Genomic DNA, 26,292 nt, shown 5'->3' with positions numbered 1-26,292 from the left:
CTTATGGCTATTCGGTCACGCCTTGTTTATTGGTTGTTAACTACGACTACTAAATTCAGGCAATTTTCTGTAATTAAGTTTGTAGCAAAACTAATAAACTTTTAACTACCATCACGTCTGATCAGAAACGTTTGCCGATACCTATTCCTATCGAAAAAGAATCATAGGCATCTATGCGGGAATCATAAAAAATGGTGGGCGCCACATCCCAGTGTTTCCCTATTTCTATTTCATACTCTACCCCTCCCCTGAACACCAACAGGTTCTCCTGTTTTTCGAGCTCAACACCCGGACCTGCCAATAGCACCAAGCCTTTCCAGGGCCTCCATAGCGCATCTACTGTTAACAACACAGGGCTTTCTCTTTCCAGTATGTCTGTATCTCCGTGTTTAACTATAAAACTGGTATGTTCAAGGTCGTTATGCGAGCCTATACCCCATTTCTCATTAAACCAGTATTCCAGGTCAAGCCCAACAGAAGGTACTATCAATAGCTCCTTTCCTTCCACTGTTTCCGTTCCGATGTAGGTATGATACAGCATGGCACTAACCCTGAAATGTTTAAATTTATGTTCTTCTGTATCTGCCGTCTCATGGTGCTGTGCAGACGCATGCGTTATCCCTCCAAATCCCATCGTTACGACCAGGGTAACCACTCTTACTGTTTTATTTAATAAGCTACTTTTCATGTGTCAATTATTTAAACACCACAAAAGTATAGGCTTCGATGCTCCGCAATAGTGACTAATGTTACATAGGCTATTTTAACTTAAAATGCTTGTGTAACCAATGTCACTGAACCAGGCCTTTATATTCAGCACTTTTGTACCATAGATTAAAACACAATTATAGGGAGCACTGGCTACATGAGGATAAACTATAAGATCCTGTGCGGTTAAGCCCCTGTAACAAATAAAAGTATGATGCAGGAATTCTGGAACGAACGGTATAAGCAACCCGAAATGGCCTACGGCAAAGAGCCCAATGCATTTTTCAGGGAGCAGTTAGATAAGTTACAACCCGGCAAATTATTGCTGCCAGCGGAGGGTGAAGGCCGGAATGCAGTGTATGCTGCCACGATAGGCTGGCAGGTACAGGCATTTGATTACAGTGAGGCAGGTCGCACAAAAGCTTTACAGTTGGCAGATGCATTGGGAGTAACTATAGATTATACCTTGTCTGAAGCTGAAAACTACACTTCAGGGCCTGAAAGCTACGATGCTGTCGCACTCATCTATGCGCACTTCCCTCCTGCCATCCGACACAAACTACACCAGCAGGTAAAGGGGTGGCTAAAGCCGGGCGGTACGGTTATGCTGGAAGCTTTTCACCCGAAGCAAATGGATGGGTATACTTCCGGCGGTCCGCAAAACCATGCCATGCTTTACACAGCCGACATGCTGCGCTCAGACTTTACAGGATTAAAGATCAAGGTGCTGCAGGAGTATGAGATTACGCTACACGAAGGGATCTACCATAACGGAGCTGGTTATGTCACCCGCCTGGTAGCCACTAAACCAACAGCTGACCAAATATAAAAAACTATAAATTATAAAACTAACCGCCTGCAAATAGCTGGTTAAACTATAAACACACATGGAAAAAAACTTAAACATCCTGGTTCCGGTAGATTTTACGCCAGTGTCTTTTAAAGCATTGGAGTTCCTGAATTTCCTGACACAGACTATACCTGTTACAGCGCACCTGGTGCATGTAATGGAAGTAAATACCGGTGACTGGGCTGGCGCTACCGACATGTCAGATACAGCTGATGTAAAGCAATTAAGAGCCCAGGAAGAAAAGGCTTTAAAGCAGTTTGAAGAACTGAAACAGCAGGTAGACTTCGTGTTTACAACAGAAATTTTACATGGCGGACTTACCACTGCCATTGCAAAACATGCTGCAAAACTACACGCTGATCTGGTTTTGATTGGTACAGAAGGTGCTGATGGCTGGCTTGAAAAAGTGTCTGGCTCTGAAGCACAGCATGTGGTGCGTTATACCGATATTCCGGTTATCACTGTCCATCAGTTCGCTTCTATTACGCCGATCCGGAACATACTTTGGGTAGCAGATTTCGGAGCAGAAAAGCAGCCGGAGCAAACTATAGTTACCATTAAAAACCTTCAGCGTCTGTTTAATGCCCAGTTACATTTGTTACAGATTGTAGGTAAAGAAGATGAGTACCAGGAAACACAAATCAACATGCGCCGCTTCGCCGACAACTTTGATCTGCAGAACTATGAACTGCACCTGCACCACAACTATAAAGTGCCGGCAGGTGTGCGCAACTTCAACGAATTATCGGCTATGGACCTGGTCCTGATCGGTACCCATGGCCGGAAAGGCATCAGTCACCTGTTCTATGGCAGCATCGCTGAAACGCTGGTAAACCACTGCATTCGCCCTTTAATGACATATCATTTAAAGGATCAACTCTAATATAGTTGTTAACACATTTAAATTAACAGATCATTTATAAAACCTTAATCAAACTTAACGATGGAAGATACAATAAGCACTATGCCAAGAATTGGGGACAAGGCTCCGGATTTTGAGGCCAACACAACGACCGGTCAACTCAAATTTTCAGAATACAACAAAGGAAGCTGGGTTATTCTGTTCTCCCACCCAGCAGACTTCACACCAGTTTGTACCACAGAGCTCACCGGCTTTGCGCAGGAACAAGATGGTTTCTTTGCACAGCACAACACAAAGCTGATTGGTTTAAGTATAGATAGTATTCACTCCCACATAGCCTGGGTGCAGAATGTACGCGAAAAGACAGGTGTCTATTTCAAGTTCCCGATCATCGCGGATATTGACATGAAGGTGGCTAAGCTTTATGGCATGCTGCAACCAGGAGAAAGCGAAACGGCAGCAGTACGAGCTGTTTTCATTATTGACCCTGAAGGCATTATAAGACTTATCATGTATTACCCCTTGAATGTAGGTCGTAATATGGAGGAAATTAAACGTGTCCTGATCGCCTTGCAGACTGCTTCAGAAAATCAGGTTGCGTTGCCGCTTAATTGGCAGCCTGGAGATAAAGTAATTGTTCCTCCCCCAAAAAACCTGGCTGCTCTTGATGAACGCGTAAACAGTGACTTGGAAATGGTAGATTTCTATCTTGCTAAGAAAAGTCTATAGTTAGTTAGAGATTCAATTCATAGTTAGTATAGCCCATCATTACATGTATAGTTGTAATGATGGGCTATCTGTTTATTAATAAATCATTTATATACTTTTTACCTGTGTGACAAACGTCACTGTATACCGTATTACAAGGCTATATCTTTGTATTAAATATTGAGAGCAAGTATAAAATCTCAGCATTCATTAACTATAAAACATCACAAGACTTATGAAGATCAAGCAGTTCGAAGACAAAGGCTTAGCCCATTACGCATATGCCATACTTAGCGAAGATAGCAGGGAAGTTGTATTAATCGACCCGGCCCGCGATCCGCGGCCATACTATGAGTATGCCAAAGAACACGACGCTAAAATTGTAGGGGTTATAGAAACACACCCGCATGCCGACTTTGTAAGCTCGCACCTGGAGATCGCCAACAAAACCGGTGCTACCATTTATACCCATAGTTTGGTAGGTGCCGATTACCCACACCAGGCTTTTGACGAAGGCGCTGTGCTGGAAATTGGTGACGTAAAACTCAAGTCGCTACACACACCAGGCCACTCCCCTGACTCGATCAGCATTGTGCTGGAGCACGACGGAAAAGACAAAGCGGTGTTTACGGGTGATACCTTGTTTATAGGTGATGTGGGTCGTCCGGATCTGCGCGAGAGTGCCGGTAACGTAACGGCCAAGCGCGAAGAACTGGCCCGCCAGATGTACCACAGTACCCGCGAGAAGCTGATGAAACTGGCAGATGATGTGGTAGTATACCCGGCACACGGAGCAGGCTCACTTTGCGGTAAAGGCCTGAGCGACGCCAACACCAGCACCATCGGCGATGAGAAAAAAGGCAACTATGCCCTGCAGCAGATGAGCGAAGACGAGTTTGTAAAGGTGTTGACAGAAGACCAGCCTTTTATTCCGAAATACTTTGGCTACGATGTAGGCCTGAACAAGCAAGGCGCTCCGGACTATAAACCAAGCCTGGAGGGTGTTCAGAAACTGGAGAAGAACTATAGCCCGGAAGAGGGTGCTGTTATAGTAGATGCACGTCCGGAAAACGTATTCAAGAAAGGACATTATAAAGGCGCGATCAACATCCAGAACGGTGGCAAATTTGAGACCTGGCTGGGAAGTATAGTTGGTCCGAACGAAAACTATTATCTGGTAGGTGAAAGCGATGCCCAACTGAATGAGCTGATCTCTAAAGCCTCAAAGATCGGCTATGAGCTGCTGATAAAAGGTGCTTTTGTGTACGACAAGCAGGACGGTGAAACGAGCGACAAATTCGACAAGTCATCTTTTGAAGATAACAAAGAGGCTTATACCATCGTGGACATCCGCAACACCTCAGAAGTAAAATCCGGGAAGTTCTTCGACAAGGCCATCAACATTCCGTTACCGGAATTGCGCGAAAGAGTGAAGGAAATACCGACCGATAAACCGGTGGTAGTGCATTGCGCCGGTGGTTACCGCTCGGCAGCAGGCAGCAGTATTGTAGAAGCGGCTTTGCCAGAAGTAGAAGTACTTGATATGAGCGAAGCTGTGACGGAGTTAAAACAAAAATAAACAATAGAAGGAGTCTCTGGCACAGGGACTCCTTTTAACCTAAACTATAAAAATCATGAATTATAAAGATATATCCGGGGAAGAAGCAAAAAAGCTACAGCAGAATCAACCTGACACGGTTATGCTGGACGTGCGCACCCCTATGGAAGTAAGCCAGGGCAAAATACCGGGCGCACAGGTAATTGACCTGATGGATGCACAGTTTCCTCAAAAAGTGGAGGCACTTGATAAAGACAAGCCTTATGTGGTTTATTGCAGATCCGGCAACAGAAGTGCACAGGCCTGCAATTATATGGCAGGTCAGGGGTTTACCAAACTATATAACCTGAACGGTGGAATAGGCAACTGGCCATATGAAACTGAATAAACTATCGCTTAGTGCCGGTACAAAACTGGTATTAAGCATGATTGTTGGGGCTATTTTTGGGTATTTGTTTTACGCCTTTTATGGTTGTAACGGTAGCTGCCTTATCACCTCTAGTCCCTTGAACAGCACGCTATATGGAACAGTAGCAGGCGCTATATTATCCAGAAGGTTTATAGCAAAGAAATAATTACTTTTAATAACTGCCTGTGCTTTAAAGCACGGGCAGTTTCTGTTTTTTAAGACAATCCTTTATTTGCCGGACCAACAATCCTTCAACCGGCTTGTTTGTGACTTAGATCACACACCATTATAACTTAAAACACTTCCTTTGTAAACCGTGATAGCTTGAGTTAAAAGCTTGTATCACCTCAACATTTGTGACTTTATAATTCAGAAATAGATATGGAAACTGAAAAGGTAAAAGTATTGATCATTGGTTCTGGTCCGGCAGGCTATACAGCTGCTATTTATGCGTCCAGAGCAGGGCTTAATCCTGTTTTATACCAGGGCTTGCAGCCAGGTGGTCAGTTAACCATTACCAATGATGTAGAGAACTATCCCGGCTACCCGGACGGTATCAACGGTCCGCAGATGATGGAAGATTTCAAACGCCAGGCCGAGCGCTTCGGTACCGACGTGCGTTATGGCATTGCCACTGCTGTTGATTTTTCATCTAAGCCGCACAAAGTGACGATAGATGATCAGAAGGTAATTGAAGCCGAAGCTGTTATTATCTCTACAGGAGCATCAGCTAAATGGCTGGGGCTGGAATCAGAAGCGCGCCTGAATGGCAGTGGCGTGTCGGCTTGCGCTGTATGCGATGGCTTCTTTTACCGGGGACAAGATGTGGCTATAGTTGGCGCCGGTGACACGGCTGCTGAAGAGGCTACTTACCTGGCTAACCTTGCGAACAAAGTTTACATGATCGTGCGACGCGACGAAATGCGGGCTTCTACTATCATGCAGGACCGGGTAAAAAGAACCAAAAACATAGAAATATTATGGAGTACGGTAACAGACGAAATTCTTGGTGAGCACTCTGTAGAAGGCATCAGAGTAAAAAACACCGTCACCAATGAAATCCGGGAAATACCGGTAAACGGATTTTTTGTAGCAATTGGACATAAGCCTAATTCCGACATATTTGCTGATTACCTGAACCTGGATGAGAACGGCTATATCCGTACCATACCGGGTACATCCAAAACAAATATAGACGGCATATTTGCCTGTGGGGATGTGCAGGATTTTACATACCGACAAGCCGTGACAGCAGCTGGCTCAGGCTGTATGGCAGCCTTGGATGCGGAGCGCTATCTGGCATCTCTGGAATCGGAGCATGCAATAGAGCAGGATCAGGACGCAGTACTTAGCTTATCAGAAAAGGAATGATAAAGAACTTAAAATATCAACTACTTACAGGCTGGCACTTAGCCCGTTGGATTCGACTGGCACTTGGAACAGCACTGCTCATGCAGGCTATAGGAACAAGTGATACACTATTAGGTGTTTTTGGCTTTTTACTTTTAGGACAGGCTGCTACTAATACAGGTTGTTGCAGTTCATCACGTTGCAGCATTCCTCAGAGCAAGATTAAACATACAGATTCCACCGAGCCTACTACATAGGAAAAACGTTGAACTAGCAAATAGAGGCTTAATATAAAAGTGAGCTAGTGCAGACACTGAATATCATTGTCTTTAATGGGCTGAATGAGCGTTTGGTATTTTAAAATTTAAGACTTCGACATTAAGAGTTAGAGAGTGGAGGTTTTGCCACTTTCTAACTCTTTTTCATTTCAACCACTTAAGCCCTTGCTCCCATTATTACCCTCCCAACTTTCTTACTCTCTAACTTTCTTACTAAAATGCTTCTCTGTGACTGTTGTCACTGTGCCTGCCTGTAGCCTGCAGTACCTTTGTATCGTTAACTTAATAAAACGAAGGAAAATGGAAATACTAGGATACATTGCCGCTATGCTTATTGGCTTATCACTTGGCCTGATCGGTGGTGGTGGCTCTATACTTACCGTGCCGGTGCTGGTTTATTTGCTGGGTCTTAGCCCGGTCATCTCTACAGCTTACTCTCTTTTTATAGTTGGTCTTACAAGTCTGGTGGGTTCTTATAAGTTCTACCAAAAAGGGTTGGTGAGCATGAAAACAGCTGTTGTGTTTGGCTTGCCTTCTATAGTTGCTGTCTACCTGACGCGCCGTTACCTGGTACCGGCCATTCCCGAAAACCTGTTTACAGTAGGCGACCTGGCCGTAACCAAAGGTGTGCTGCTGATGCTCCTGTTTGCCGGCCTGATGGTGTTTGCTTCTATCTCCATGATCAAAAAGAAGAAAGAAGTACCGGCTGAGCCTGTGGATGTGGTAGACGAAAATATTGACACCGACCTGGATGTGGAGCACACAGACAAAACAGAAACGCATCCGAAACCAAAATTCAACTATGGCGGCATCCTGGCCGAAGGCCTGGTAGTTGGTACACTTACAGGCCTGGTTGGTGCAGGTGGTGGCTTCCTGATCATCCCGGCACTGGTACTTTTCAGTAAACTCGACATGAAAATGGCTGTGGGTACTTCCCTGCTCATCATTGCTGTAAAATCGCTGTTCGGCTTTATCGGAGACGTGTTTAACTATGAAATTGACTGGATGTTCCTGGGCATTTTCTCCACCATATCCATTGCCGGTATCTTCATTGGCACCTACCTTTCTACCAAGATCCATGCTGATAAACTAAAGACTTCTTTTGGCTGGTTTGTGCTCGTGATGGGTATCTATATCATCATCAAAGAAATATTTTTTACCTAAGACCTTTAGCGTGATATAAGTCACAGACACAGGCACTTATTATTCCGAAATTTGTAGCGTCATCTAACACACAACAACCAATAAAGAAAGAAGAGCTATGTTTAACATATTCGGATCAAAACCAAAAAATTACGAGAACCTGGACGGCACCACGTTCAAGGCAAACTATAATAAAGCTGCCAAAGCCGAGCTATTGGATGTAAGAACTGCCGGTGAGTTTGCCGGAGGCTCCATTAAAGGCGCTAAAAACCTGGATGTAACCTCGTCTCAGTTTCAGCAGGCGCTGAAGACCATGGACAAGAACAAAGAGTATTTCGTGTTCTGCCGCAGTGGTAACCGCAGCGGTTCTGCCTGCGACATCATGAGCAAAGAAGGCTTTAAAGCTTATAACCTGTCAGGCGGTATTGGTGCCTGGCCAAAATAATATAGTATAAAATTGTAAGGGCAGCGATCTGACACCTGGCTCCTGCCCTACTTAGTGAACCGAAACTAAACGCACAAAACATGTTAGAATTTTTGAGTCAGCCATGGCCCTGGTATACATCGGGTATAGTTATATCCCTTGTGATGCTGGTCCTGCTATTTTTTGGTAAATCATTTGGTTTCTCAGCCAACCTGCGCACCATTTGCTCCGCTTGTGGTGCCGGCAAAACGGTAAAATTCTTTGATTTTGACTGGCGCTCGCAGACCTGGAACCTGTTGTTTCTGGTAGGTGCTATTATAGGTGGCTTTATTGCGTCAGAGTTTTTATCGAATGGCGAGGCTGTTCAGATCTCACAAGCAACTATTCAGGACCTGAGCGCCCTTGGTATTTCAGCCCCGGAAGGCATTCAGCCGGAAGAGATCTTCAGCCTGGAAAATGCCTTTTCACTGAAAGGCTTCCTGATCCTGTTGCTGGGTGGCTTTGCTGTTGGGTTTGGAGCTCGTTATGCGGGCGGATGTACATCAGGCCACGCGATCAGTGGTATCTCTAACCTGCAGTTGCCATCGCTTATTGCAGTTATCGGCTTCTTTATTGGTGGTCTGATTACCACATTCGTGCTGATGCCGCTTATTTTTTAATGATTAATTAGCATTGAGTAATGAATAATAAGAAGTGAGGCTAAGTGCTGATCACATCAGTTAATCATTACAAATCCATAATTATTCATTCATCATTAATCACTAGTCATTAATTCGCCGTGAAAGGATTAAAATTTATAGTTGCCGGAATACTTTTCGGTATCGTGATGAGTAAATCGGAAGCCATTTCTTGGTTCCGTATCCAGGAGATGTTCCGCTTCCAGTCGTTCCATATGTATGGCATTATTGGTACAGCCGTTGTACTGGGTATCATCATAACTTATGTTATTAAAAAATATAAACTACGCGATTTCCAGGGCAACCCGATCATCTTTACACCCAAGGAAATGTCTGTTCCCCGCTACCTGATCGGGGGTACCATCTTCGGGTTGGGCTGGGCACTGACGGGCGCTTGTCCAGGTCCTATGTTCGTCAATATCGGCTTCCAGTACTGGTCTATCCTGATAGCGGTAGTTGGTGCTTTAGCAGGCACATACATGTATGGAGCAATAAAAGACAGATTACCGCATTAAAAAAACTTTGGCTAAAAGTGGAATATGTTTTGGAAGTCACCGGTATAATAGCGGTGGCTTTCAGGCATATCAAAACAACAGTATACTTACAACCTGAACTATGGGAAACACTGCAAATACAGCTATAATTACGGTTGGGGTAGGTGTGCCTTCTATAATACGCATATGCTGCACTAAAAAGCAGCTCTGTTACTGCAAATGCCGGTCAACTTTGATAAAGGCAAACTGATTTTTTATCTTTATCCAAAACTCCAAACTGAACAATTTATAGTTGTCCTTTTGTTAGCCTACCAAATGCGGCTAACTCAACTATAGTTGCTGCAAATTGTACAAAACAAAATGAAGAATAGTCTTCTATTATTTCTAAGCATCATGTTACTGCTTTTCGGCATACAGAAAAGCAGTATACTACCTAGTGTTGCAGAAATGAAGCAGGTTATCTTGGCAAAATCGTGCAGCCATACAAAACAGGGATTCAAGAAACCTTGTGCCAGGAAATGCATCAAACACCAGTCGCATTCCGAGCCTAAAGGCGCTGCAACTACCGTAACCGATTGCGGTCAGCAGGTATATGCCGTAGCTCCCGCTGGCGGGCAAAATTCATTCTATCAACCTTATCTGATACGGACAACTATCGTTTCGGACTCACGCCAACTGTTATCACCGTTTTTAGAAACGGACCATGCCCCTCCCCGGCTTTCTTAACATAAATCACACATCCTATTAGTGTGCGAAGGACTGATCTTAAAAATGTCTCACACGCCACAATTTTAACTACTTCATTACCGAAGTAATACTTGAATTATGTTAACTTAATAAAGATGAGCAAGAATAAATCCTCAATGAAAAACATACCAGGCTGGGCTATAATGCTGGCTGTTTTCGGTGTTTTATACTTAACCGGTTTGCACACCGAAGCTGTCGGCCAGGTGCAACGTATTTTACTGGCAACAGGCGTTAAGAAAGCAGACGTTCCTGCAGTTGCTGAAAACTCAGCCATAACTACTGAAGCGGCAACTCCTGTAGCAAATACTCCTATGGCAGGTGCTGGATTTAAGATGGTTGGGCTGGATGGCAAAACCGTTAGCTTCGAAAGCCTGAAAGGTAAAGTGGTATTTATGAACATCTGGGCAACCTGGTGCCCGCCATGTATTGCCGAGATGCCAAATATTCAGAAACTGTACGAGAAAGTAGGTTCTGGTAAGATTGCTTTTGTGATGCTTTCGGTTGATGAAGGCGGCATAGAAAAGGTGAAGAAATTTGTGAGCAAAAAAGGCTACACATTCCCGGTGTACATGCCGGCAAGCCAGTTCCCTCAAGAGTTTGCTTCTAATGCTATTCCTACTACATTTATTATTTCACCGGATGGGAAGATCGTAGCTAAACACGAAGGCATGGCCGATTATGATACTAAAGAAGTGCGGGATTTCCTGCAGCAGATGGTAAAGTAATAACTATAGATAAGCTGGCTGATAACTTTATTCAGCCAGCTTATTTTTTGCATATTCAAGCTTGGCGTGGGACAATAATTTTGTAGCCATAGTTACAATTCGAATTGAACTAACATATAAACTTCAGATCACTTATTAACAACAAGAGTCACATAACCTAATGCAGGCCATGTGACTCTTGCTATTTACTAAGAAGTTATAGATTACTTACGCTTCACATTCGCTTCGCCCATGTTCTCAGGCATACCGACTTCTTTCTTCTCTTTCAGCTTCTCGATAATAAACTCGGTAAGTGATTTTTCGGTGCGCTTGATGTTCTGTCCTTTACCGATCTCCACATAATTGTGTAGGCCGGTAAGCAGGCCGTTGTGTGTCACCACTTTATAGGTCTTGGAATCACTGATAGGCTGGTTGCCTACGCGCACGTTGCTTACACGCTGCCCCACCGACTTTGTAAAATCCATATCATACTGTATTCCCGATGTCTGAATAAGGCCACCCACTACTTTCATTGGGTCTTCCGGCTTCAGGTTAGTAGCACTTTGCTCCAGTGTTTTCTTCAGCTGTGCGCCCGTCATGCTCAGGGTCACAATCTTAGATGGGTGTGGAAGCAGTTTGTAAACCTGCTCGCTGGTAATTGGCCCCGGTGTAAACGAGATACCATAGCCAACGCCCGGCATAATGGCTACATCACCATTATAGCCTTCGTTCATCAGGTTACCTACAAGCCTGTCGAAAGGACTCTCGGATTTATACTGCCTGCCGATCACGTCTTTGCTCTGCACCACAACCTCTTCCAGCTTTGCCTTGTGCGGTGCACGCAGCTCGTCTACCAGCGCCTGTACATCCTCGTCTGCCTGCCACTCGTCATGCCATAGGAAGTGATAATTATCTTTCACATCTACCAGCTTTTTGCCCTCCAGTATCAGCTCGGTATCACCCAGCACGGCAGCATCAGACATGGCCTGTACCACGTAGGTGTTGCCAAACTTTTTGCGCGGCTCAATAATATCGTGGCTATGTGCTCCGATGATCACATCAATACCTTCCACTTCCTGTGCCATTTTATAGTCTATCGCCGTACCTTCATGCGATAGCACCACAATGATGTCAGCCTTTGCTCGCAGCTCCGGCATATACTTCTGCACTGCCTGCTGCCCTTCGCTGAAAGTCAGCTCCTTTACGTTGTCTGGGTTACCGGTTTTTGGCGTGTTGCGGTAGCTCAGGGCAATAACGGCCACCTTCACATCACCCATTTCTTTGATGATGTAGGGTTCGCCGAAAATGGTTTTGCCGGTTTTGTTGTCGATGATGTTGGCCGCACGCATTGGGAAGTTAGAGAGTTCTTCCAGCTCACGGGTGCGTTGCAGTCCATAGTCGAAGTCGTGGTTACCAAGGGCCATCAGGTCATAGTTTACCATGCTCATCAATCGAATCATGGCTTCCCCTTTTGTCAGGTTTCCCAGCTGGTCATCGCTGAAGGTATCGCCGCCATCCAGCAGCAGCACGTTCTCTGCGCCTTTATCGGCACGGACTTTTCTTATGGCGCTGGCCACAAAGGCAAAGCCACCTACATCCGCTTCTTTCTTAAAATTCAGAAGCTGATCCCGTCCTGAATCACCGGTTTGTGCCGTGGCATTGTCCGTTACCGCATGGAATGGCATGTAAGAGCCATGCATATCATTAGTGTGTAAAATGGTGATGATCTTTTGATTGTCATTTTCCATAGTTTCGGTTGTGTCTGTTTGCTGCTCCTGTGTTGCTGTTGAAGTGCAGGCACCAACTAAAAAAAGTGGCGCAAACAGAAGTGGTATAACCCGACGTTTGTAAGTATTCATAGTTTTGGGTTTAGTAGATAATATGATTAAAGGGATGAGCTGCAGGCCCGCCCCAGCGTTATACATTATTTATACTGCCGTGAAAGTGCCCAGCAACTGTAGCTCCACTGGCGAATGTTGCTTTAGGTACTGCTTCATAGCATCAATAGCCTTTATCCCGCTATCGGAGCGGTTTTGTCCATACTTCTTCGGCACGCCTTGCTCCGTTACAAAGGCTGCTTTATATCTTCGCTGCGGTTCCAGTTCTTTGCCGTTCACAAAAAGCTTCTGTATGCGGTTTACCTTCGGCGCTTCTATCTTTATGTAGGCTTTGAGCCCCATACACCGCTTCACGAATCCTCCGGCCTGGTTATAAGGATCGGGTGCAAAGGTCTTTTCCAGGTTATCCTCCAGCATCTCCAGCAATTCCTCTCCACTTATATCCACGGTCTGCACCGGCGGGTTCATCGGGATGATGTTGTATAGGTCATTTAGGGTAACAGGCCCTGGAACGATGGGCGCACCGTAGCGCCAGCCGTTGGAGAAGGCTAGTTCAGCATCGGTGGCCTCGACCATACTTTGCAGCAGCAGGTTATCCATAGTTGCTTCCAGAATGGTGTTGCGGTCTAAAGCAGTTTTAGTCTCGCCCACCTTTTCGCATAGCATATCCCGGTAAGGTTGCATAGCTTCCACAACTATAGATTTAATTTCCACGTCCTCTGGCAGTTTATCTCCCACCTCCACCATCTCGTGACTAAATCCCGTGATCTTGCCGTTCTCCAAAGTCAGATCCAGTCTGCCCAGAAAAGAGCCATGACAACCTGATTCGATAACTATAGTTTTGCCCTGCATGGCTGGCTTAGGTGTACGGTAATGGGTATGGCTGCTCAGGCAAACATCAACGCCTTTCACTTCAGAAAGCAACTTCATATTCTGCGGAAAACCCAGGTGCGAGATCAGAACTATAAGGTCTACCTGATCTTCCTCCTTTAACTTTTTTATATAGCGGGGGAGTTCTTCATTTCCAAGCGTAAAGTATAATCCTTCGCTGAAATGTGGTGGCATGGTCTTATCCACGATGTTACAGGCTATTCCAATAATACCTACTTTCACCCCATTCACCTCCTGCACTACATAAGGCTTGTACACCAGTTTATCGGTCTGCTTGTCGAAGATGTTGATAGCTAGCATGGGATAATTCAGCACCGAAGTTAGTTTTTTGAACTGCTCAGGGCCGTAGGCAAACTCCCAGTGAGCTGTCATGGCCGCAAGGCCAAGCTTGTTAAGTATGGGCACCATTACCTCACCTTTGGTAGCGATAGCCGGGTAAGTACCATGGAAGGTGTCGCCGCAATCAAGGGCCAACACCACACCTTCTTCGCGCAGTTGTTTTAGATAGCCGGCAATGCGGGCAAAACCTCCTGCCTGGCGGTACACTTTATCACCGCCTTCCCAAAACATTTCCTGGTGCGGTTCTAAGTAAGCGTGGCTGTCATTAAGCTGCAGTATCGTTAGTTTGGCTGTTTTATTCATAGTTTAACGAATACTTTATAAGTATGCTTTTTCCCCGGTAATAATCTGCTTTATAGTCTTCCGTTTAAAATCTATAGTTCATTACAAAACTATAGTGCGACATACCTACCTTGTTTACTATAAAATTTGGTGTGTCGTACGTTTCACCCCTCTCTCCTTTGTAGATGTACAGAGCCTGCAGGTCCAGGCCATCCAGAAAACCTGTAAAACTATAATTGGTTATCAGTTGCAGCTGGGAGTAAGATGGTAGGGCGTATTTGTTCTGGGCCACATTTTTTACATCCGGTAACTCGGCTATACCATAGCCTATGCGTGCTTTCCACTGCTTGCCCAGGTTAATGTCAGTAATAAAAGATGTCATATGTACATCAGCACTCCCTTCCAGGCGCTCGCGGGGCATAAACGTGTAAAAGGTCTCAATGCCCCATTCACGCGGGAACAGCCAGCGGTTGCCGTCACCGATGCGTGTATAGTTCAGGCTGGTAAAGAAACGTGGTGTTTTATACCCGACCCTTCCACTGTATAGCCAGGTCTCTGCATCAGGTTCTATATAAGCTTTCATAGGATCTTGGTTTCCACCATCTCCGGAGGCTGCCTGGTAGCCAGCCTGCAAACCCAGTACTACAGCCCTCTTCTTATCCTGACTAAGGGGTAGATTGACATCTGTTTGAGAGAAGGTAAAATGGAAAAGGTTTTCGACAAAATAGTGCGTGAGCGTTGTAGTGAGGGGCTCTATTGGTGTATAGGCTACCTGCCCCACCGCCATACCTGCACTGTTGATATTGCCCAAAAACTGCGACGGCCCGCCATAAGCGCTGCGTCCTACCGGTAACGACCCTATACTTTCCTCTACGTCAAACCAGTCCTGGGTGGAGCGTGGGCCTATACTAAATACCCAACCGCCCTGGAACTTTAGTTTCTGCAGTTCGTTCACTTCCAGCCACAGCGCATTTACTAGTGTGGGACGCATGCGGCCATCCTGTGGATTTAAAAAGGGAGTGTTAATTTTCTGCCTGCCAAGCGTTACTTTAGACTTGTTATGGTTGTAGCGTACAAAAAGACTTTCAAGGCGTCCAAGCTCATGTTTGTCATTTGGGTCCAGCAAGTCAAACAAGCCGATCTCATAGCGGCTGTTGAAACCTGTCGCAGGATCAGCACCTAACTCATCAGACCATAGATTATAAATAAAAAAGCTCCCGACACCCATCTGGAAACCATGAAGTTTAGCAGACTCATAGTATAAACCTGTACCGAGTGCCAGTGCATGGTAATCCGGGTAATCGCCGGTGTTATCTGTGTGCATAAAGAAACTCCGAACGTGGCCCGTAAATTGGCCCTTCTTCAGAAACGACTTCAAAGATTCCTTTTCTACAATCTGTGCTCCTACAGACTCTAGGGTGTCCTGCTGCAGGAAAGCGGAAATTGTATCTACAGGTGCTTTACTTTGAACGGTATCAGCAGAGACTGGTAGCTGTGCAAAAACTGATGCTACAGCAGAAAACAGAATTATAGTTGCCAGTAAGAAACCTCTGAAAAAGTAAATAGTATTAAGCATGTTTAAATAAGACCTTAAATGAATGCTGGCTTAAATGGAGCAGGAATTCAAATGAATAAACCACTATAGCCTACTATGACACTTTACCAAAATATGTCCTATAAAGTTGGTTATATCCTAAATTAACCTTGGTGACATAAATCACATGAGGTATTGACACATAAAAACCTTTGAACTAAGTCTGTCACATTAACAGAAAAGGAATTTAATTTCTCCTTTTAACTATAGCCTACGTTTAAATACCTGTAAATCTTAAACAAGAACAGGGGCTAACGGAATTTACCTCACCTGGTATTTTAATATAGAAGCCCTAGGTGGCAAAAGTCATAGCTAAAACCTGGGCCTGTAGATAGCTTTATTTGCTGTATTACCTGTATCCTGTTCATTACCCTGTAAACTCATTAAACAGAACATTAACAAAACACAAAATGAAATCACACCATGACGAGGAAGAAACAGATTTCCTTGGAAGTACAACAACTTTAAAAATTGTAAGTGCAGTAGCAGGCATATTACTGCTTGGCTTGATTGTATATATGGTTGTAAAGCCGGAGCTGTTTTTTAAATCTGAATTAGCCAAAACAACCCACGAGCAACCGGCTCCTGCACCTGCAGTAGCTACTGAAACATCATCTGAAGAAATGTGGCGTGCAGCTGATATTGCTTCGTTGCCAGCTACTCCTGAAGGCGATCAGATACGGTATGGCCGTGAGCTGGTAGTACATACTGCTAAATATTTAGGCCCTGAAGGAAGCGTACTTCATATTTCTAACGGCATGAATTGCCAGAACTGCCATCTTGATGCTGGCACAAAACCGTATGGAAACAATTATTCGCTGGTTGCCTCTACCTACCCTAAGTTCAGGGCCAGATCAGGCACAGAAGAAGACCTGGTAAAGCGCGTAAACGATTGCTTTGAACGAAGCCTGAATGGAAAAGGACTATCAAAAGACTCTAAAGAAATGCAGGCCATGGTTGCATATATAAATTGGGTTGGCAAAGATGTAGCGAAAGGGAAAAAACCAAAAGGATCTGGATTAACAGACATTACCATGCTGGACCGTGCTGCAAGCCCTAAATTAGGTAAAACTGTTTATGTACAAAAGTGCCAGGTATGCCACGGTAAAGATGGTGAAGGGATAAAAACAGAAGGAAGCGCTGAATACCAGTTTCCGCCATTGTGGGGTAAAAAAAGTTATAACGATGGCGCCGGTCTATATCGCATCTCCACTTTTGCAAAGTACGTGAAAGCTAACATGCCGCTTGGCGCCACGCATGATAACCCCTTGCTCACCGATGAAGAAGCCTGGGATGTGGCAGCTTTTGTAAATTCCCAGCCACGCCCTAAAAAGGATTTGAGTAAAGACTGGCCGGATATTTCAGGAAAACCTTTTGATCACCCCTTCGGCCCCTTTTCTGATAAGTTTGATGAGAAGCAACACAAATATGGCCCATTCCAACCGATTATAGAAGCCAAGGGTAATACAAAGTAATACCAACTCACGTCAAGCTTTTCATTAAAGAAAAGCTTGAAAGAAATCATTTTAGCCTTCCGTATAGAGATATTTTAACAGTATCTCTATACGGAAGGCTAAAATGATTTACACCGTCCTTCATCCCAGTTATCATTCATGTTTATGATTTAAATATTGTCATAAAGCATAATTATTATTCTCCTGACTTTAGCACTTTTACCTTCTGCAAGAACCTGAATAAATTAAGCTAATGGCCTGTTAGTGTTAGAGATTTACTTTATACATTTTTTACTTTATCCATTAATTCCTAAGCTGTGAAGTTCTTTCACATGCTCCTCTTATAGCGATTTACTCCTAAGCAATTCTAAAAACTATTTAAAATAGTTCTTTACATTTTAATGAATCCAAAAGTAATACCCTTATATACCTCATCTTCTCCCTTCTCTCACCACCTCAAACATGACGAATGTCATTTTTGAGTGTGACTATAGTTACAAACACCTGCTCCGTTACCCGCTTCCTTTGTCATCAGAAAAACGGGATTTTTTTCCCACCCGGTTTAAGGGTATCCTCTTCAAGAGACACTTTACATAACAGTAATAATGCAGGGCGCTTAGCCGGGGGAATGTAACATATAACATTATTCACATCATGAAAAGAATATTAGTACTAGGTGCCGGAACAGGCGGCGTGGTAACTGCCAGAGAACTCAGCAAAAACAGCGGTAACGAGGAAGACATTAACCTTGTAGAAATTTTTGTCTTTGAAAAAGAGAATAAGAGCCTTTACTCTCCTTCTCTTCCTTGGCTAATGGTGGGCAGCAGAAAACCTAACCAGATCTATGAAGACATCAAAAAATTAGACGCGCCTGGCCTTAAGGTTATCACAGGAGAGATTGAAAATATTGATCCCAAAAACATTTCGGTTACAGTTAATGGCGAGGAGTACAAGGGCGACTACATGGTTGTCTCGCTGGGGGTTGAGCAAGTGTATGAAGAGCCGCTGGCGAAGAATGGCCACAACTTTTTTACGGTTGAGGGTGCCACCAAATTTAACCAAGACCTGCAAAGGTTTGAGGACGGTAAGATTGCTATCCTGGTATCCTCCCTCCCATTCAAAAGCCCGGCGGCGCCTTATGAGGCAGCCATGCTGATAGATGATTTCATTGCGAAGCATGGTATGAGCAGCAAAACAGAGATCAGCCTGTTCACACCCGAAGGCGGACCGATGGAGTTTGCCGGAAAAGAGCTATCGGATGAACTGAAGGGACTGCTGGTGCAGAAAGGCATCAAGTACTACCCTAACCACCAGTTCACGTCCATTTCAGGAAATACGCTGGAGTTCAGCAATGGTGAAAAGTATGAATTTGACCTGCTAGCATACACCCCGAAACACCAGAGCCCGGTTGCCATACAGCAAAGCGCTTTAGCAGGAAATTCAGGCTGGGTGAATGTAGACAGGAACACTATGGAGACCGCTTTCCCGGATGTGTATGCTATCGGCGACATCACAGATATTCCGCTTGAAATGGGCGTGTCGTTACCTAAGATCGGATTTTTCGCGAAGCAGCAAGGCGCAGTGGTGGCCCGTAACATCGGAAGGAAAATGGCTGGCAAGCAACCTGACAAAAGCTTTAACGGCGAAGGCCAGTTCTTTATAGAATACGGCAAAGGGATGGCCAGTGCTACCGAAGGCAACTTCTATGACTCTCCTGCCCCGGAAGTAAAAATGAAAACACCAGAGCACCTGAGTCACTGGTCTAAATGGTGGTCTGAAAAATACTGGTTTTTCAAAAACTTCTAACCCAAAGTACTACATCAGATGAGAAAGAAAATACTCTATTTCGTGGTAATGCTTTTACTGCAGGGCAAGTTGCTGCATGCGCAGGAAGTAAGGCCCATTGCAAAGGAAGAGGTGCTAACGAAAGTGGTGGAACAAAACCGCGGGATCAAAATCTCCCAACAGGAGTACCAGAAATCCCTTGCCGACTACAGACAAACCAATGCGGTGTTCCTACCAAACATCACGCTGTCGCATACCGGCTATACTACCACAAACCCGCTGATGGCCTTTGGCTCCAAATTAAACCAGGAGATCATCTCGCCACTTGATTTTGACCCAAATGCACTTAACAACCCTGAGCGGGTAACCAACTTCGCCACCAAAGTAGCTGTGGAGCAGCCTTTGCTAAACCTGGACGGCATTTACCAACGCAAGGCCGCAGGCCAGAGACCAGAATAATCAGGCCTGCCGGTTATAATTCCTGTGAAGCGTAATCAGGCAGAGCTTTAGAAACGGTGGCATTATCAGCCAATTCCCTCCTATTCCATTGTCTTGAGAATTTTTCTGTTATTGAGTGGCTGCACCGGGCGCGCGTTATTAGAGTAATATTTAGCGAAATTCTCCAGCTGCGCCTGGGATGCTTTGATTGGCTCCTTGTACAGGACCCAGTCTACTCCTACAGTACAAGGTGGGGTTGTCAGGGATCCTGTATAAGTATAATGTGTCTGAGCGGGCGGAATATAATCTGAGAGAGTGAGGGTGACATCGGTCTGTACTTCTTTCTCTTTCTCTTCTGGAACACGCACAAATACTTTTTCCAGAAACTCATTTACCTGCTCGCCTTCTTCTATAAAAATGCCCAGCACAGCCAGGTTGTCGGAGCCTTTTTCCTGATGTACCAGGTGCATCTCCAGCGGATAACGCTTTCCATCTACAGTGTGCTCAGCAGGATAGTGGAAGTGAAACTGTTTAAACTGATGTTCCTTACCTTCCACTGTAATAGAGCTGTTCTCTGTGCCATAGACCTGCACGGCGTGCCCGGTATCTACAATTCTCATATCAAAGGGCGTGTAGTTGTACTTGATTGGCTCCAGGTTTGCTTCTATTACATCCTCTGCTTTTATATCGACAGGGGATTGAACATTGCTTCGGCACTCGCTGTCAGAGATGTTTTCCCAGTTCGTATTTTCATAGTCCCATTCTTCCTCAGCTGATGCAACATCTTCTTTCACAGCATTTTCTACTGACTCAACCGTGCTTTCCGTTTCACTGCCACACGCACCCATAAGCATTGCCAGTGTTAGTACTGCTCCCTGGCAGAACCTGTTCATAAATTTCGTTTTTTTCATAGTTTTAATATATTTAAACACATATTCATATATTTTAACTACCCTAATCAGCAGGTAATTGTTGTAAATGGGTATAAAAAGCGTCAACCCAAAGACGTCGTGTCCTATGCTGCTTAGAATTTCTAAAAGTTAGTTCAGGATGATACAATTAGTTGTTAGAAAACAAACCCTCTAAACTTCGGGTATACCAAAAGCATCTCCTTGTTGCACGTTAAAACAACAACCTATGGTGCTCAACATCTTACTGCTGCTTGCCGGATTTGTACTCCTAATCTTCGGAGCAACAAAACTAGTCGATGCAGCCTCCAGCCTTGCTTCCCGGTTAGGTGTCCCCAATATTGTTATTGGTCTCACCATTGTAGCCTTTGGCACGTCTGCCCCTGAACTTGTGGTAAACGTATTCGCTTCGCTCAGTAACAGCACAGAGCTAGTGCTGGGAAATGTGCTGGGCAGCAATATTTTTAACGGCTTGGGTATACTTGGGATTACGGCTTTGATCTATCCACTCTCTGTTAAAACCAATACCACCTGGCTGGAGATACCATTAAGCTTCCTGGCGGCTCTGACGGTACTCGTCATTGCAAATGACATTTACCTAGACGGATCCCCGCTGAATGCCATCTCCCGCACCGATGGCATCATCCTGCTTCTGTTTTTTTCTGTTTTTCTGGTCTACAACCTGACAATAGCCAAGTCCGGACAATCCGACGAAGAGACTCCCACAGAGCACTACACCTACACCAAGGCCATCTTGTTCATTCTTCTGGGGCTGGCTGGGCTGGTGCTCGGTGGCAGGCTGATTGTTACAAGCGCTGTAAGCATCGCCCAAAACTTTGGCTTGTCGGAGCGGATCATCGGCCTCACGATAGTATCCATCGGCACATCCCTTCCGGAGCTGGCCACTTCAGTAGTGGCAGTTCGCAAGCGCAACGTTGATATTGCGATCGGCAATGTGGTAGGCTCCAACATCTTCAATATATTCTTCATTCTAGGAATTTCCACGGTTATCACGCCACTCGAAGTCAACCCGGTCTCTACCCCAGACATACTGGTAAACCTGTTTTCTAGCCTCCTGCTTTTTACATTCATTTTTACAGGAAGAGGTCGGCAACTGGCTCGCTGGGAAGGCGGTGTACTGCTGTCCCTGTATGTAGCTTATCTGGTCTTCCTCCTAACCTGAAAAAGAAAGCAAGCAGTCTGAAGGGACATGTATCTTATTGTTGGGGAAACAGAAAAAATTAAAGAAAATAATATAAATACCTAGAGCCCGAAATTTAGGGTTGTGGTAGAATAGGTTACAGTTAAAGATGCATAAGGATATGAAGCAAATACATTATTATTTGATACTGGTCCTGATCTTAGTGGCTCCAGCGCTGTTTTTTAAACAGTGCTCAGGAACAGAACGAACGTGTTTATGATGAGAATGCAAATGGCTGGTAAATGTACTTTGGAGATCATTAGTTTACCGGGAAGTGGGGAATTCATACGGAAATTCAACTCCGGAGACACCATATCATTAAAGATCCGCAGCAGTTGCTACTCCGCACCGGTATTAATTATGATCTCACTCCAACTGCCATGTTCACACTGGGCAACGGATACGTTGAAACCCACCCATATAGGAATATCCGTCTGCAGCTAGATTCCCGGAACAACGCCTTTAGCAGCAGCTACAGGTAAAAGGCACCCTTAGTCGGCTAGGTTTCTCCCACCGTTACAGGCTGGAGCAACAGTAGGTAAAGCAACCTGATGCAGACGATTATACTTACCTGAAGCGCGCCCGTTACATGCTAAAAGCAACGCTGCCCTTAGCCGGAGAGACCCTTGAGGTGCGTGAGCCTTTTCTGGCACTTATGATGAAGTGTTTGTAGGTTTTGGAGAAAATGTAAAGAAGAACATCTTTGACCAGAACAGGGCATATGTAGCCATCGGGTACAAATTAAGTCTTACTCCTCATTTGAGCTCGGTTACCTGAACCAGTAAGTACAAAAAGCAAAGGGAATTGTATTTGAGACTAATCACACACTGCAGGTGAGCTATTTACATAACCTGAACTTCACTCTAAAGGAGTAACAACTTTTAGATAATGAATCTGTCTCTATAAAATAGAGTCATTCAGGTGCTGCGACACATCCCTTTTGAAGTAATTTCTCTCTAATGGCTGTGTTCTTACTATCTCGCCGCAATTCTTGTTTACAATAGCTTTAAGAATCGATCACTTATTAGGGTTCAGCTTCTAATCATAGATACAGTCGGCATTGCTGTTTATCCCCCGGTAAAAATTACTTACAAGATCTTCTATAGGTAAGCTTCGTCTAACAAATTCTTAAAATAAAGACCTATTATTGTTCGAATTTGATACCTTTCACTAACTGGAAAACTTAAAATGAAAGATATAGCGGCCTACCTTCCACCTGTACCGGAAAGGTGGTTAATCATGCTGGCAAAGGTTGGGCTCACAGCGAAAGGAGTACTTTATTGCTTGCTAGGTGCTTTGGCATTTATAGCCGCGCTAGAGCTTGGAAAGGCTGCCAGTGATATAGATCGTAAAAGTGTTTTCCTTTTCATTGAAAACCTCTGGCTGGGGAAGGCGTTGCTTCTGCTGGAGGCAATCGGTCTGTCCTCTTACTGCTTCTGGCGTCTGCTGCAGGCATTGAAAGACACAGAGAACAAAGGTAACGCCTTAAAGGGTTTGGCGTATCGGGCGCGCTATGCTGCCAGCAGCTCCTTCTACGGGTTGCTAACACTGCTTGCCGCTAAGCTGGCCCTGGGCAGTACAGATGAAGAGGAAAGCCTTCGGCAAACAATCCTGCTTCTAGTGCTCCAGAAACCACTGGGCCACGCGGCCCTTTTTGCCCTGGCAGGGGTGGTCGCCTTGGCGGGAGCCTACCAGGTGTACCAAGGATTCTCCGGGAGATACAGGAAGAAAATCAAAGATGCGGGCTGGAAGCATGATGGGGAAAAAGTCCTGATCTGGGCTGGCACCGTTGGCTATATTTCCCGTGGCACTGTCTGGGTAGTGGTAGGCTACCTTCTGCTCCACACCTCGCTCTACACCAGGGCCGGTACTGCCGAAGGGAGTATCAGCGTGTTCCGGTTCCTGGAGCGCCTGCCTTACGGCCCCTACCTGCTGCTTTGCGTGGCCATAGGCCTGGTTTGCTACGGGCTCTTCGTCTTTATGGAAGCCAGGTTCAGAGGCGGCAAAAGCCATGATGACTAACATAGCGCAGGCATCTGCCTGGGATATACAGACACGCAGCAAAGAAAAGAACAAAGCTAAAGAAGTGCAGAAGTTAGCGTGCAGGATATTCAGGAAGGATTCATTTATGAGAAGAGTGGCGTGAAGTATAGCACATCTACTTCCAATGTGAAAGCTGAAGTGCGCACCCTCTTACCTGTTACTGGGTATTTCTATAGGCTGAAAGGAACTGTAAACGGGGAAACACTGTATGGTGAGATAAAAAGATGCAGCACTATTGATCCCAATTCACGGAAAGTTATAGACCGAAAACTGGTAGCATATCCGAACCCTGTTCTAGATAGGTTTCACCCCTCCCATCCGGAAAATATACGGCAGATTGAAATGCTCGACCAAGCGGGCAAAGTGATTTTCGTCTAACCCCCAATACCAAAAATCACGAGCTAGACTTTTCAACCAAGGTAGCTGGAATTTATTTCCTCAGGGTATATAGTGATAGTTTTAACCATGTCCGAAAGATATTAAAGCCCTAAGGGTTTCCGCTGTTTATTGATCTAGCAGGTACAAGCGCAAAACGGCCAAATCTTTATGGAAATGGTTCAAAAATTCCATCCTTTAGTCTACTGGATAACCCATCAAAACCCACTTATTTCATCAAATATGCGGTTTTTTTGTTTCCAGAGTAACAGAAAAGAATTATTGGGGTGTTACTCCACTGTTTTTGTATATTTATTGTCCTTCAGCTATTAGCACTTTTCTATTCTCACTTACTATACCATGTATCTTTCTGCTTCAAGCCTCTTTTCTGCGTAAGGTATATAATGGGCTGAGTTGTATGCAGAATTTAGAAGTGGTAAAACTTTTTCTATTTGTATTGTTAGTTGCAAAAGTTTTGACTGACTCCCCTCCCCTCTATGCCTCTACTAAAGTAGGTACAGATACTACTCAAACTAATCAAAGGCCAGCCATAAACCTTGGAATTTACAATCACTATGGATTCATCATTCCGCATTCAAAAGACATACGGGATCTATCAACTTCTAATCCATGGGGGCTGGCTGCTGATTTAAGCTTTCACTTCTCAGACAGTTTATCCTGGCAGTACCTACAAACCTACCCAAGATTAGGGATAACCTTCACGTATTATAATTTTGATAATCCAGAAGTATTAGGAAAAGGATATGCCCTTATTCTCTATGTAGAGCCGTTTCTAACTGCACAGCATAAATTTAGCATCTCACTTCGTCTAGGTGCAGGTTTAGCTTACATGGATAAAGTATATCATCCTGATCGTAACCCAGAAAATTTATTCTATAGCACGAGAATCAGCTTTCCTTTAGTGGTTAATTTAATGGCCAATTACAGACTTAACCAATACCTAAATCTACGTGCTGGTGGCACTTACAAGCATATCTCGAATGGAGGCATACGCCAACCGAATAAGGGTATCAATTTCCCATCCGCCTCCTTAGGTGTAGATTATGCACTACGGCCTACCTATTTTGCAACTCGTGAGCTGTTAACAACTAATTTTCCGGATAAATCCAGGCATTATTTAGTTGCGTTTATGTTTACCTTAAAAGACAGGAAAGACAATCCAACTGATAAGCTACCAGTACTAGGAGCCTCCTTCTATGCAAGCCAAAAAATCAGTAGACTAAGTGCACTTACAGCAGGTGCAGAATGGGTGGCAGACTACACTTTAAAAGAAGAGTTGCAAGACCGTGGACAGAAAGAAGGCTTCCAAAGAGCGGCACTTTTAGGTGGACACGAACTCCAGGTTGGCCGTTTCAGATTTAGCCAACAGTTGGGCATATATGTGTATGCACCTGCCACTGCCCGGGATCCTGCTTACCAGCGCTACGGACTGGAGTACCACACTGCAAAGAAAATGTTCTGGGGGATCAACCTAAAGGCTCACCGCCATGTGGCAGACTTTCTAGATATTCGGACAGGATTAAAATTTCCTTAAACAGTAAAACAATAAGAATACCTTAAAAACGATAATTGCCGTGTGTAAGCTGGTGTTAAATTAGTTTCAGATAGAATACTTTAGCAGTGATACTATAAAAAGAATATGCAACAGGTCTACCCCATCAGCTTACTCAAATAACCTTACTTTTTAAAAAGTCTTACCACAAAGTAAATAATCCCAACCACGATAGCGATGATAATCAGTGCAACCCAAAAGCCAAATTCTAGCACATCACCTACAAAATCACATCCAGTTAGTGTTAGTGTAAAGAAGACAAACAAAAGGTTAAAGAGCCATTTAGTAGTTGTGAATTTCATAGTATTTTTTTTAAGTTGTATAGCAATAAGCTGCTACCTTTCTAAAAGTGTACTTGTTAGAAAGAGCATAAGTTTCAATTCCCATTTTTTGCTCTCCTTAAAACTTTAGAAAAATAGAGTAATCAGATAACTTCGAACCACCTCAAAGCTGCCAGCAAACAGAGCACTACGCCAGCCTAGCCTTATGCATAATGTAGCCACTCAACAACAGACTTTCTATCAATCGTTAATCCATTCTTACAGGAATTTGTAAAATCATAAGTCAAATAAGAAATAAAATTAATCCAGGTAGTACTTGAGCAGCAAGCCGTTGGCATCGAGTGTTTGAGCAGGAGGATTATCATCTTTTTTAATTTT

The 26,292-nt window shown here is 44.4% G+C and carries 26 protein-coding genes and 2 pseudogenes; 22 read left to right on the top strand and 6 right to left on the bottom strand.

Features of this window, described 5'->3' with window-relative positions; translation table 11 throughout:
• Nucleotides 1-121 precede the first annotated feature (121 nt).
• Complete coding sequence (locus tag ABS362_RS16560; protein WP_350413794.1) at nt 122-688, bottom strand: hypothetical protein; 567 nt, start codon at nt 686-688, stop codon at nt 122-124.
• A gap of 231 nt (nt 689-919) precedes the next feature.
• On the opposite strand from ABS362_RS16560, the gene ABS362_RS16555 reads away from it, so the two are divergent.
• The 12 genes from ABS362_RS16555 (at nt 920) to ABS362_RS16500 (ending at nt 10,933) form a co-directional block, all read left to right on the top strand.
• A complete protein-coding gene (locus ABS362_RS16555) occupies nt 920-1,537 on the top strand; it encodes a class I SAM-dependent methyltransferase (protein ID WP_350413792.1) in 618 nt (205 codons plus the stop codon).
• A 58-nt stretch (nt 1,538-1,595) separates the two neighbouring features.
• Nucleotides 1,596-2,441 (top strand): universal stress protein, encoded by an 846-nt coding sequence (locus ABS362_RS16550; protein ID WP_350413790.1) that lies wholly within the window; start codon nt 1,596-1,598, stop codon nt 2,439-2,441.
• Nucleotides 2,442-2,501: 60 nt separating this feature from the next.
• Complete coding sequence (locus tag ABS362_RS16545) at nt 2,502-3,149, top strand: peroxiredoxin (protein ID WP_350413788.1); 648 nt, start codon at nt 2,502-2,504, stop codon at nt 3,147-3,149.
• A 214-nt stretch (nt 3,150-3,363) separates the two neighbouring features.
• A complete protein-coding gene (locus tag ABS362_RS16540) occupies nt 3,364-4,707 on the top strand; it encodes an MBL fold metallo-hydrolase (protein ID WP_350413786.1) in 1,344 nt (447 codons plus the stop codon).
• 55 nt (nt 4,708-4,762) lie between these two features.
• Nucleotides 4,763-5,074 (top strand): rhodanese-like domain-containing protein, encoded by a 312-nt coding sequence (locus ABS362_RS16535; protein ID WP_350413785.1) that lies wholly within the window; start codon nt 4,763-4,765, stop codon nt 5,072-5,074.
• A 402-nt stretch (nt 5,075-5,476) separates the two neighbouring features.
• On the top strand, nt 5,477-6,466 hold the full coding sequence (gene trxB / locus ABS362_RS16530) for a thioredoxin-disulfide reductase (RefSeq protein ID WP_350413783.1): 990 nt from the start codon (nt 5,477-5,479) through the stop codon (nt 6,464-6,466).
• 557 nt (nt 6,467-7,023) lie between these two features.
• Nucleotides 7,024-7,887 (top strand): sulfite exporter TauE/SafE family protein, encoded by an 864-nt coding sequence (locus ABS362_RS16525; protein WP_350413781.1) that lies wholly within the window; start codon nt 7,024-7,026, stop codon nt 7,885-7,887.
• A gap of 97 nt (nt 7,888-7,984) precedes the next feature.
• On the top strand, nt 7,985-8,311 hold the full coding sequence (locus ABS362_RS16520; protein WP_350413779.1) for a rhodanese-like domain-containing protein: 327 nt from the start codon (nt 7,985-7,987) through the stop codon (nt 8,309-8,311).
• A gap of 80 nt (nt 8,312-8,391) precedes the next feature.
• Nucleotides 8,392-8,949: a YeeE/YedE family protein gene (locus ABS362_RS16515; protein WP_350413777.1), complete on the top strand. Its 558-nt coding sequence runs from the start codon at nt 8,392-8,394 to the stop codon at nt 8,947-8,949.
• Between the two features lie 119 nt (nt 8,950-9,068).
• Nucleotides 9,069-9,482: a DUF6691 family protein gene (locus ABS362_RS16510; protein WP_350413775.1), complete on the top strand. Its 414-nt coding sequence runs from the start codon at nt 9,069-9,071 to the stop codon at nt 9,480-9,482.
• A 339-nt stretch (nt 9,483-9,821) separates the two neighbouring features.
• Nucleotides 9,822-10,187 (top strand): hypothetical protein, encoded by a 366-nt coding sequence (locus ABS362_RS16505; protein ID WP_350413773.1) that lies wholly within the window; start codon nt 9,822-9,824, stop codon nt 10,185-10,187.
• Nucleotides 10,188-10,303: 116 nt separating this feature from the next.
• Nucleotides 10,304-10,933 (top strand): TlpA family protein disulfide reductase, encoded by a 630-nt coding sequence (locus ABS362_RS16500; protein WP_350413771.1) that lies wholly within the window; start codon nt 10,304-10,306, stop codon nt 10,931-10,933.
• Nucleotides 10,934-11,136: 203 nt separating this feature from the next.
• On the opposite strand, the gene ABS362_RS16495 is transcribed toward ABS362_RS16500, so the two are convergent.
• The 3 genes from ABS362_RS16495 to ABS362_RS16485 all read right to left on the bottom strand — a co-directional run bounded on the left by ABS362_RS16495 (nt 11,137) and on the right by ABS362_RS16485 (nt 15,838).
• Nucleotides 11,137-12,771 (bottom strand): bifunctional metallophosphatase/5'-nucleotidase, encoded by a 1,635-nt coding sequence (locus ABS362_RS16495; protein ID WP_350413770.1) that lies wholly within the window; start codon nt 12,769-12,771, stop codon nt 11,137-11,139.
• Nucleotides 12,772-12,840: 69 nt separating this feature from the next.
• Nucleotides 12,841-14,283, bottom strand: coding sequence for a bifunctional metallophosphatase/5'-nucleotidase (locus tag ABS362_RS16490; RefSeq protein ID WP_350413768.1), 1,443 nt, complete (start codon nt 14,281-14,283; stop codon nt 12,841-12,843).
• Nucleotides 14,284-14,347: 64 nt separating this feature from the next.
• Nucleotides 14,348-15,838, bottom strand: a complete 1,491-nt coding sequence (locus ABS362_RS16485) for an OprD family outer membrane porin (protein WP_350413766.1) — start codon at nt 15,836-15,838, stop codon at nt 14,348-14,350.
• 428 nt (nt 15,839-16,266) lie between these two features.
• Between ABS362_RS16485 and ABS362_RS16480 the strand changes: the two genes are divergently transcribed.
• The 3 genes from ABS362_RS16480 (at nt 16,267) to ABS362_RS16470 (ending at nt 19,554) form a co-directional block, all read left to right on the top strand.
• Nucleotides 16,267-17,331, top strand: a complete 1,065-nt coding sequence (locus ABS362_RS16480; RefSeq protein ID WP_350413764.1) for a c-type cytochrome — start codon at nt 16,267-16,269, stop codon at nt 17,329-17,331.
• A gap of 633 nt (nt 17,332-17,964) precedes the next feature.
• Entirely contained in the window at nt 17,965-19,116 is a 1,152-nt protein-coding gene (locus ABS362_RS16475; RefSeq protein ID WP_350413762.1) for an NAD(P)/FAD-dependent oxidoreductase, read from the top strand.
• Nucleotides 19,117-19,134: 18 nt separating this feature from the next.
• A complete protein-coding gene (locus ABS362_RS16470; protein WP_350413760.1) occupies nt 19,135-19,554 on the top strand; it encodes a TolC family protein in 420 nt (139 codons plus the stop codon).
• 80 nt (nt 19,555-19,634) lie between these two features.
• On the opposite strand, the gene ABS362_RS16465 is transcribed toward ABS362_RS16470, so the two are convergent.
• Nucleotides 19,635-20,444 carry a carbonic anhydrase gene (locus ABS362_RS16465; RefSeq protein WP_350413758.1) on the bottom strand — a complete coding sequence of 270 codons (810 nt, stop codon included), beginning with the start codon at nt 20,442-20,444 and terminating at the stop codon, nt 19,635-19,637.
• 226 nt (nt 20,445-20,670) lie between these two features.
• Here ABS362_RS16465 and ABS362_RS16460 point away from each other — a divergent pair, with 226 nt between their 5' ends.
• From ABS362_RS16460 to ABS362_RS16430, 7 genes and pseudogenes are all read left to right on the top strand, one after another.
• The gene (locus ABS362_RS16460; protein WP_350413756.1) at nt 20,671-21,624 is read left to right on the top strand and encodes a calcium/sodium antiporter; all 954 of its coding nucleotides are present in this window, start codon (nt 20,671-20,673) and stop codon (nt 21,622-21,624) included.
• A 293-nt stretch (nt 21,625-21,917) separates the two neighbouring features.
• Nucleotides 21,918-22,124: pseudogene (locus tag ABS362_RS16455) on the top strand (DUF2490 domain-containing protein); the annotation flags it as partial.
• 181 nt (nt 22,125-22,305) lie between these two features.
• Nucleotides 22,306-22,419, top strand: coding sequence for a hypothetical protein (locus tag ABS362_RS16450; protein WP_350413754.1), 114 nt, complete (start codon nt 22,306-22,308; stop codon nt 22,417-22,419).
• A gap of 411 nt (nt 22,420-22,830) precedes the next feature.
• On the top strand, nt 22,831-23,664 hold the full coding sequence (locus ABS362_RS16445) for a DUF1206 domain-containing protein (protein WP_350413752.1): 834 nt from the start codon (nt 22,831-22,833) through the stop codon (nt 23,662-23,664).
• Entirely contained in the window at nt 23,654-23,788 is a 135-nt protein-coding gene (locus ABS362_RS16440) for a hypothetical protein (protein ID WP_350413750.1), read from the top strand. Before ABS362_RS16445 ends, ABS362_RS16440 begins: the two co-directional genes overlap by 11 nt.
• Nucleotides 23,789-24,068: 280 nt before the next feature.
• Nucleotides 24,069-24,176 (top strand): annotated as a pseudogene (locus ABS362_RS16435) (T9SS type A sorting domain-containing protein); the annotation flags it as partial.
• Nucleotides 24,177-24,478: 302 nt separating this feature from the next.
• On the top strand, nt 24,479-25,615 hold the full coding sequence (locus ABS362_RS16430) for an acyloxyacyl hydrolase (protein WP_350413749.1): 1,137 nt from the start codon (nt 24,479-24,481) through the stop codon (nt 25,613-25,615).
• A 143-nt stretch (nt 25,616-25,758) separates the two neighbouring features.
• On the opposite strand, the gene ABS362_RS16425 is transcribed toward ABS362_RS16430, so the two are convergent.
• A complete protein-coding gene (locus tag ABS362_RS16425; protein ID WP_350413747.1) occupies nt 25,759-25,935 on the bottom strand; it encodes a hypothetical protein in 177 nt (58 codons plus the stop codon).
• Between the last annotated feature and the right edge of the window lie 357 nt (nt 25,936-26,292).

This window comes from Pontibacter populi (assembly GCF_040278685.1).
GTDB lineage: Bacteria > Bacteroidota > Bacteroidia > Cytophagales > Hymenobacteraceae > Pontibacter > Pontibacter populi.
This window is presented reverse-complemented; position numbering and strand designations above follow the sequence as displayed.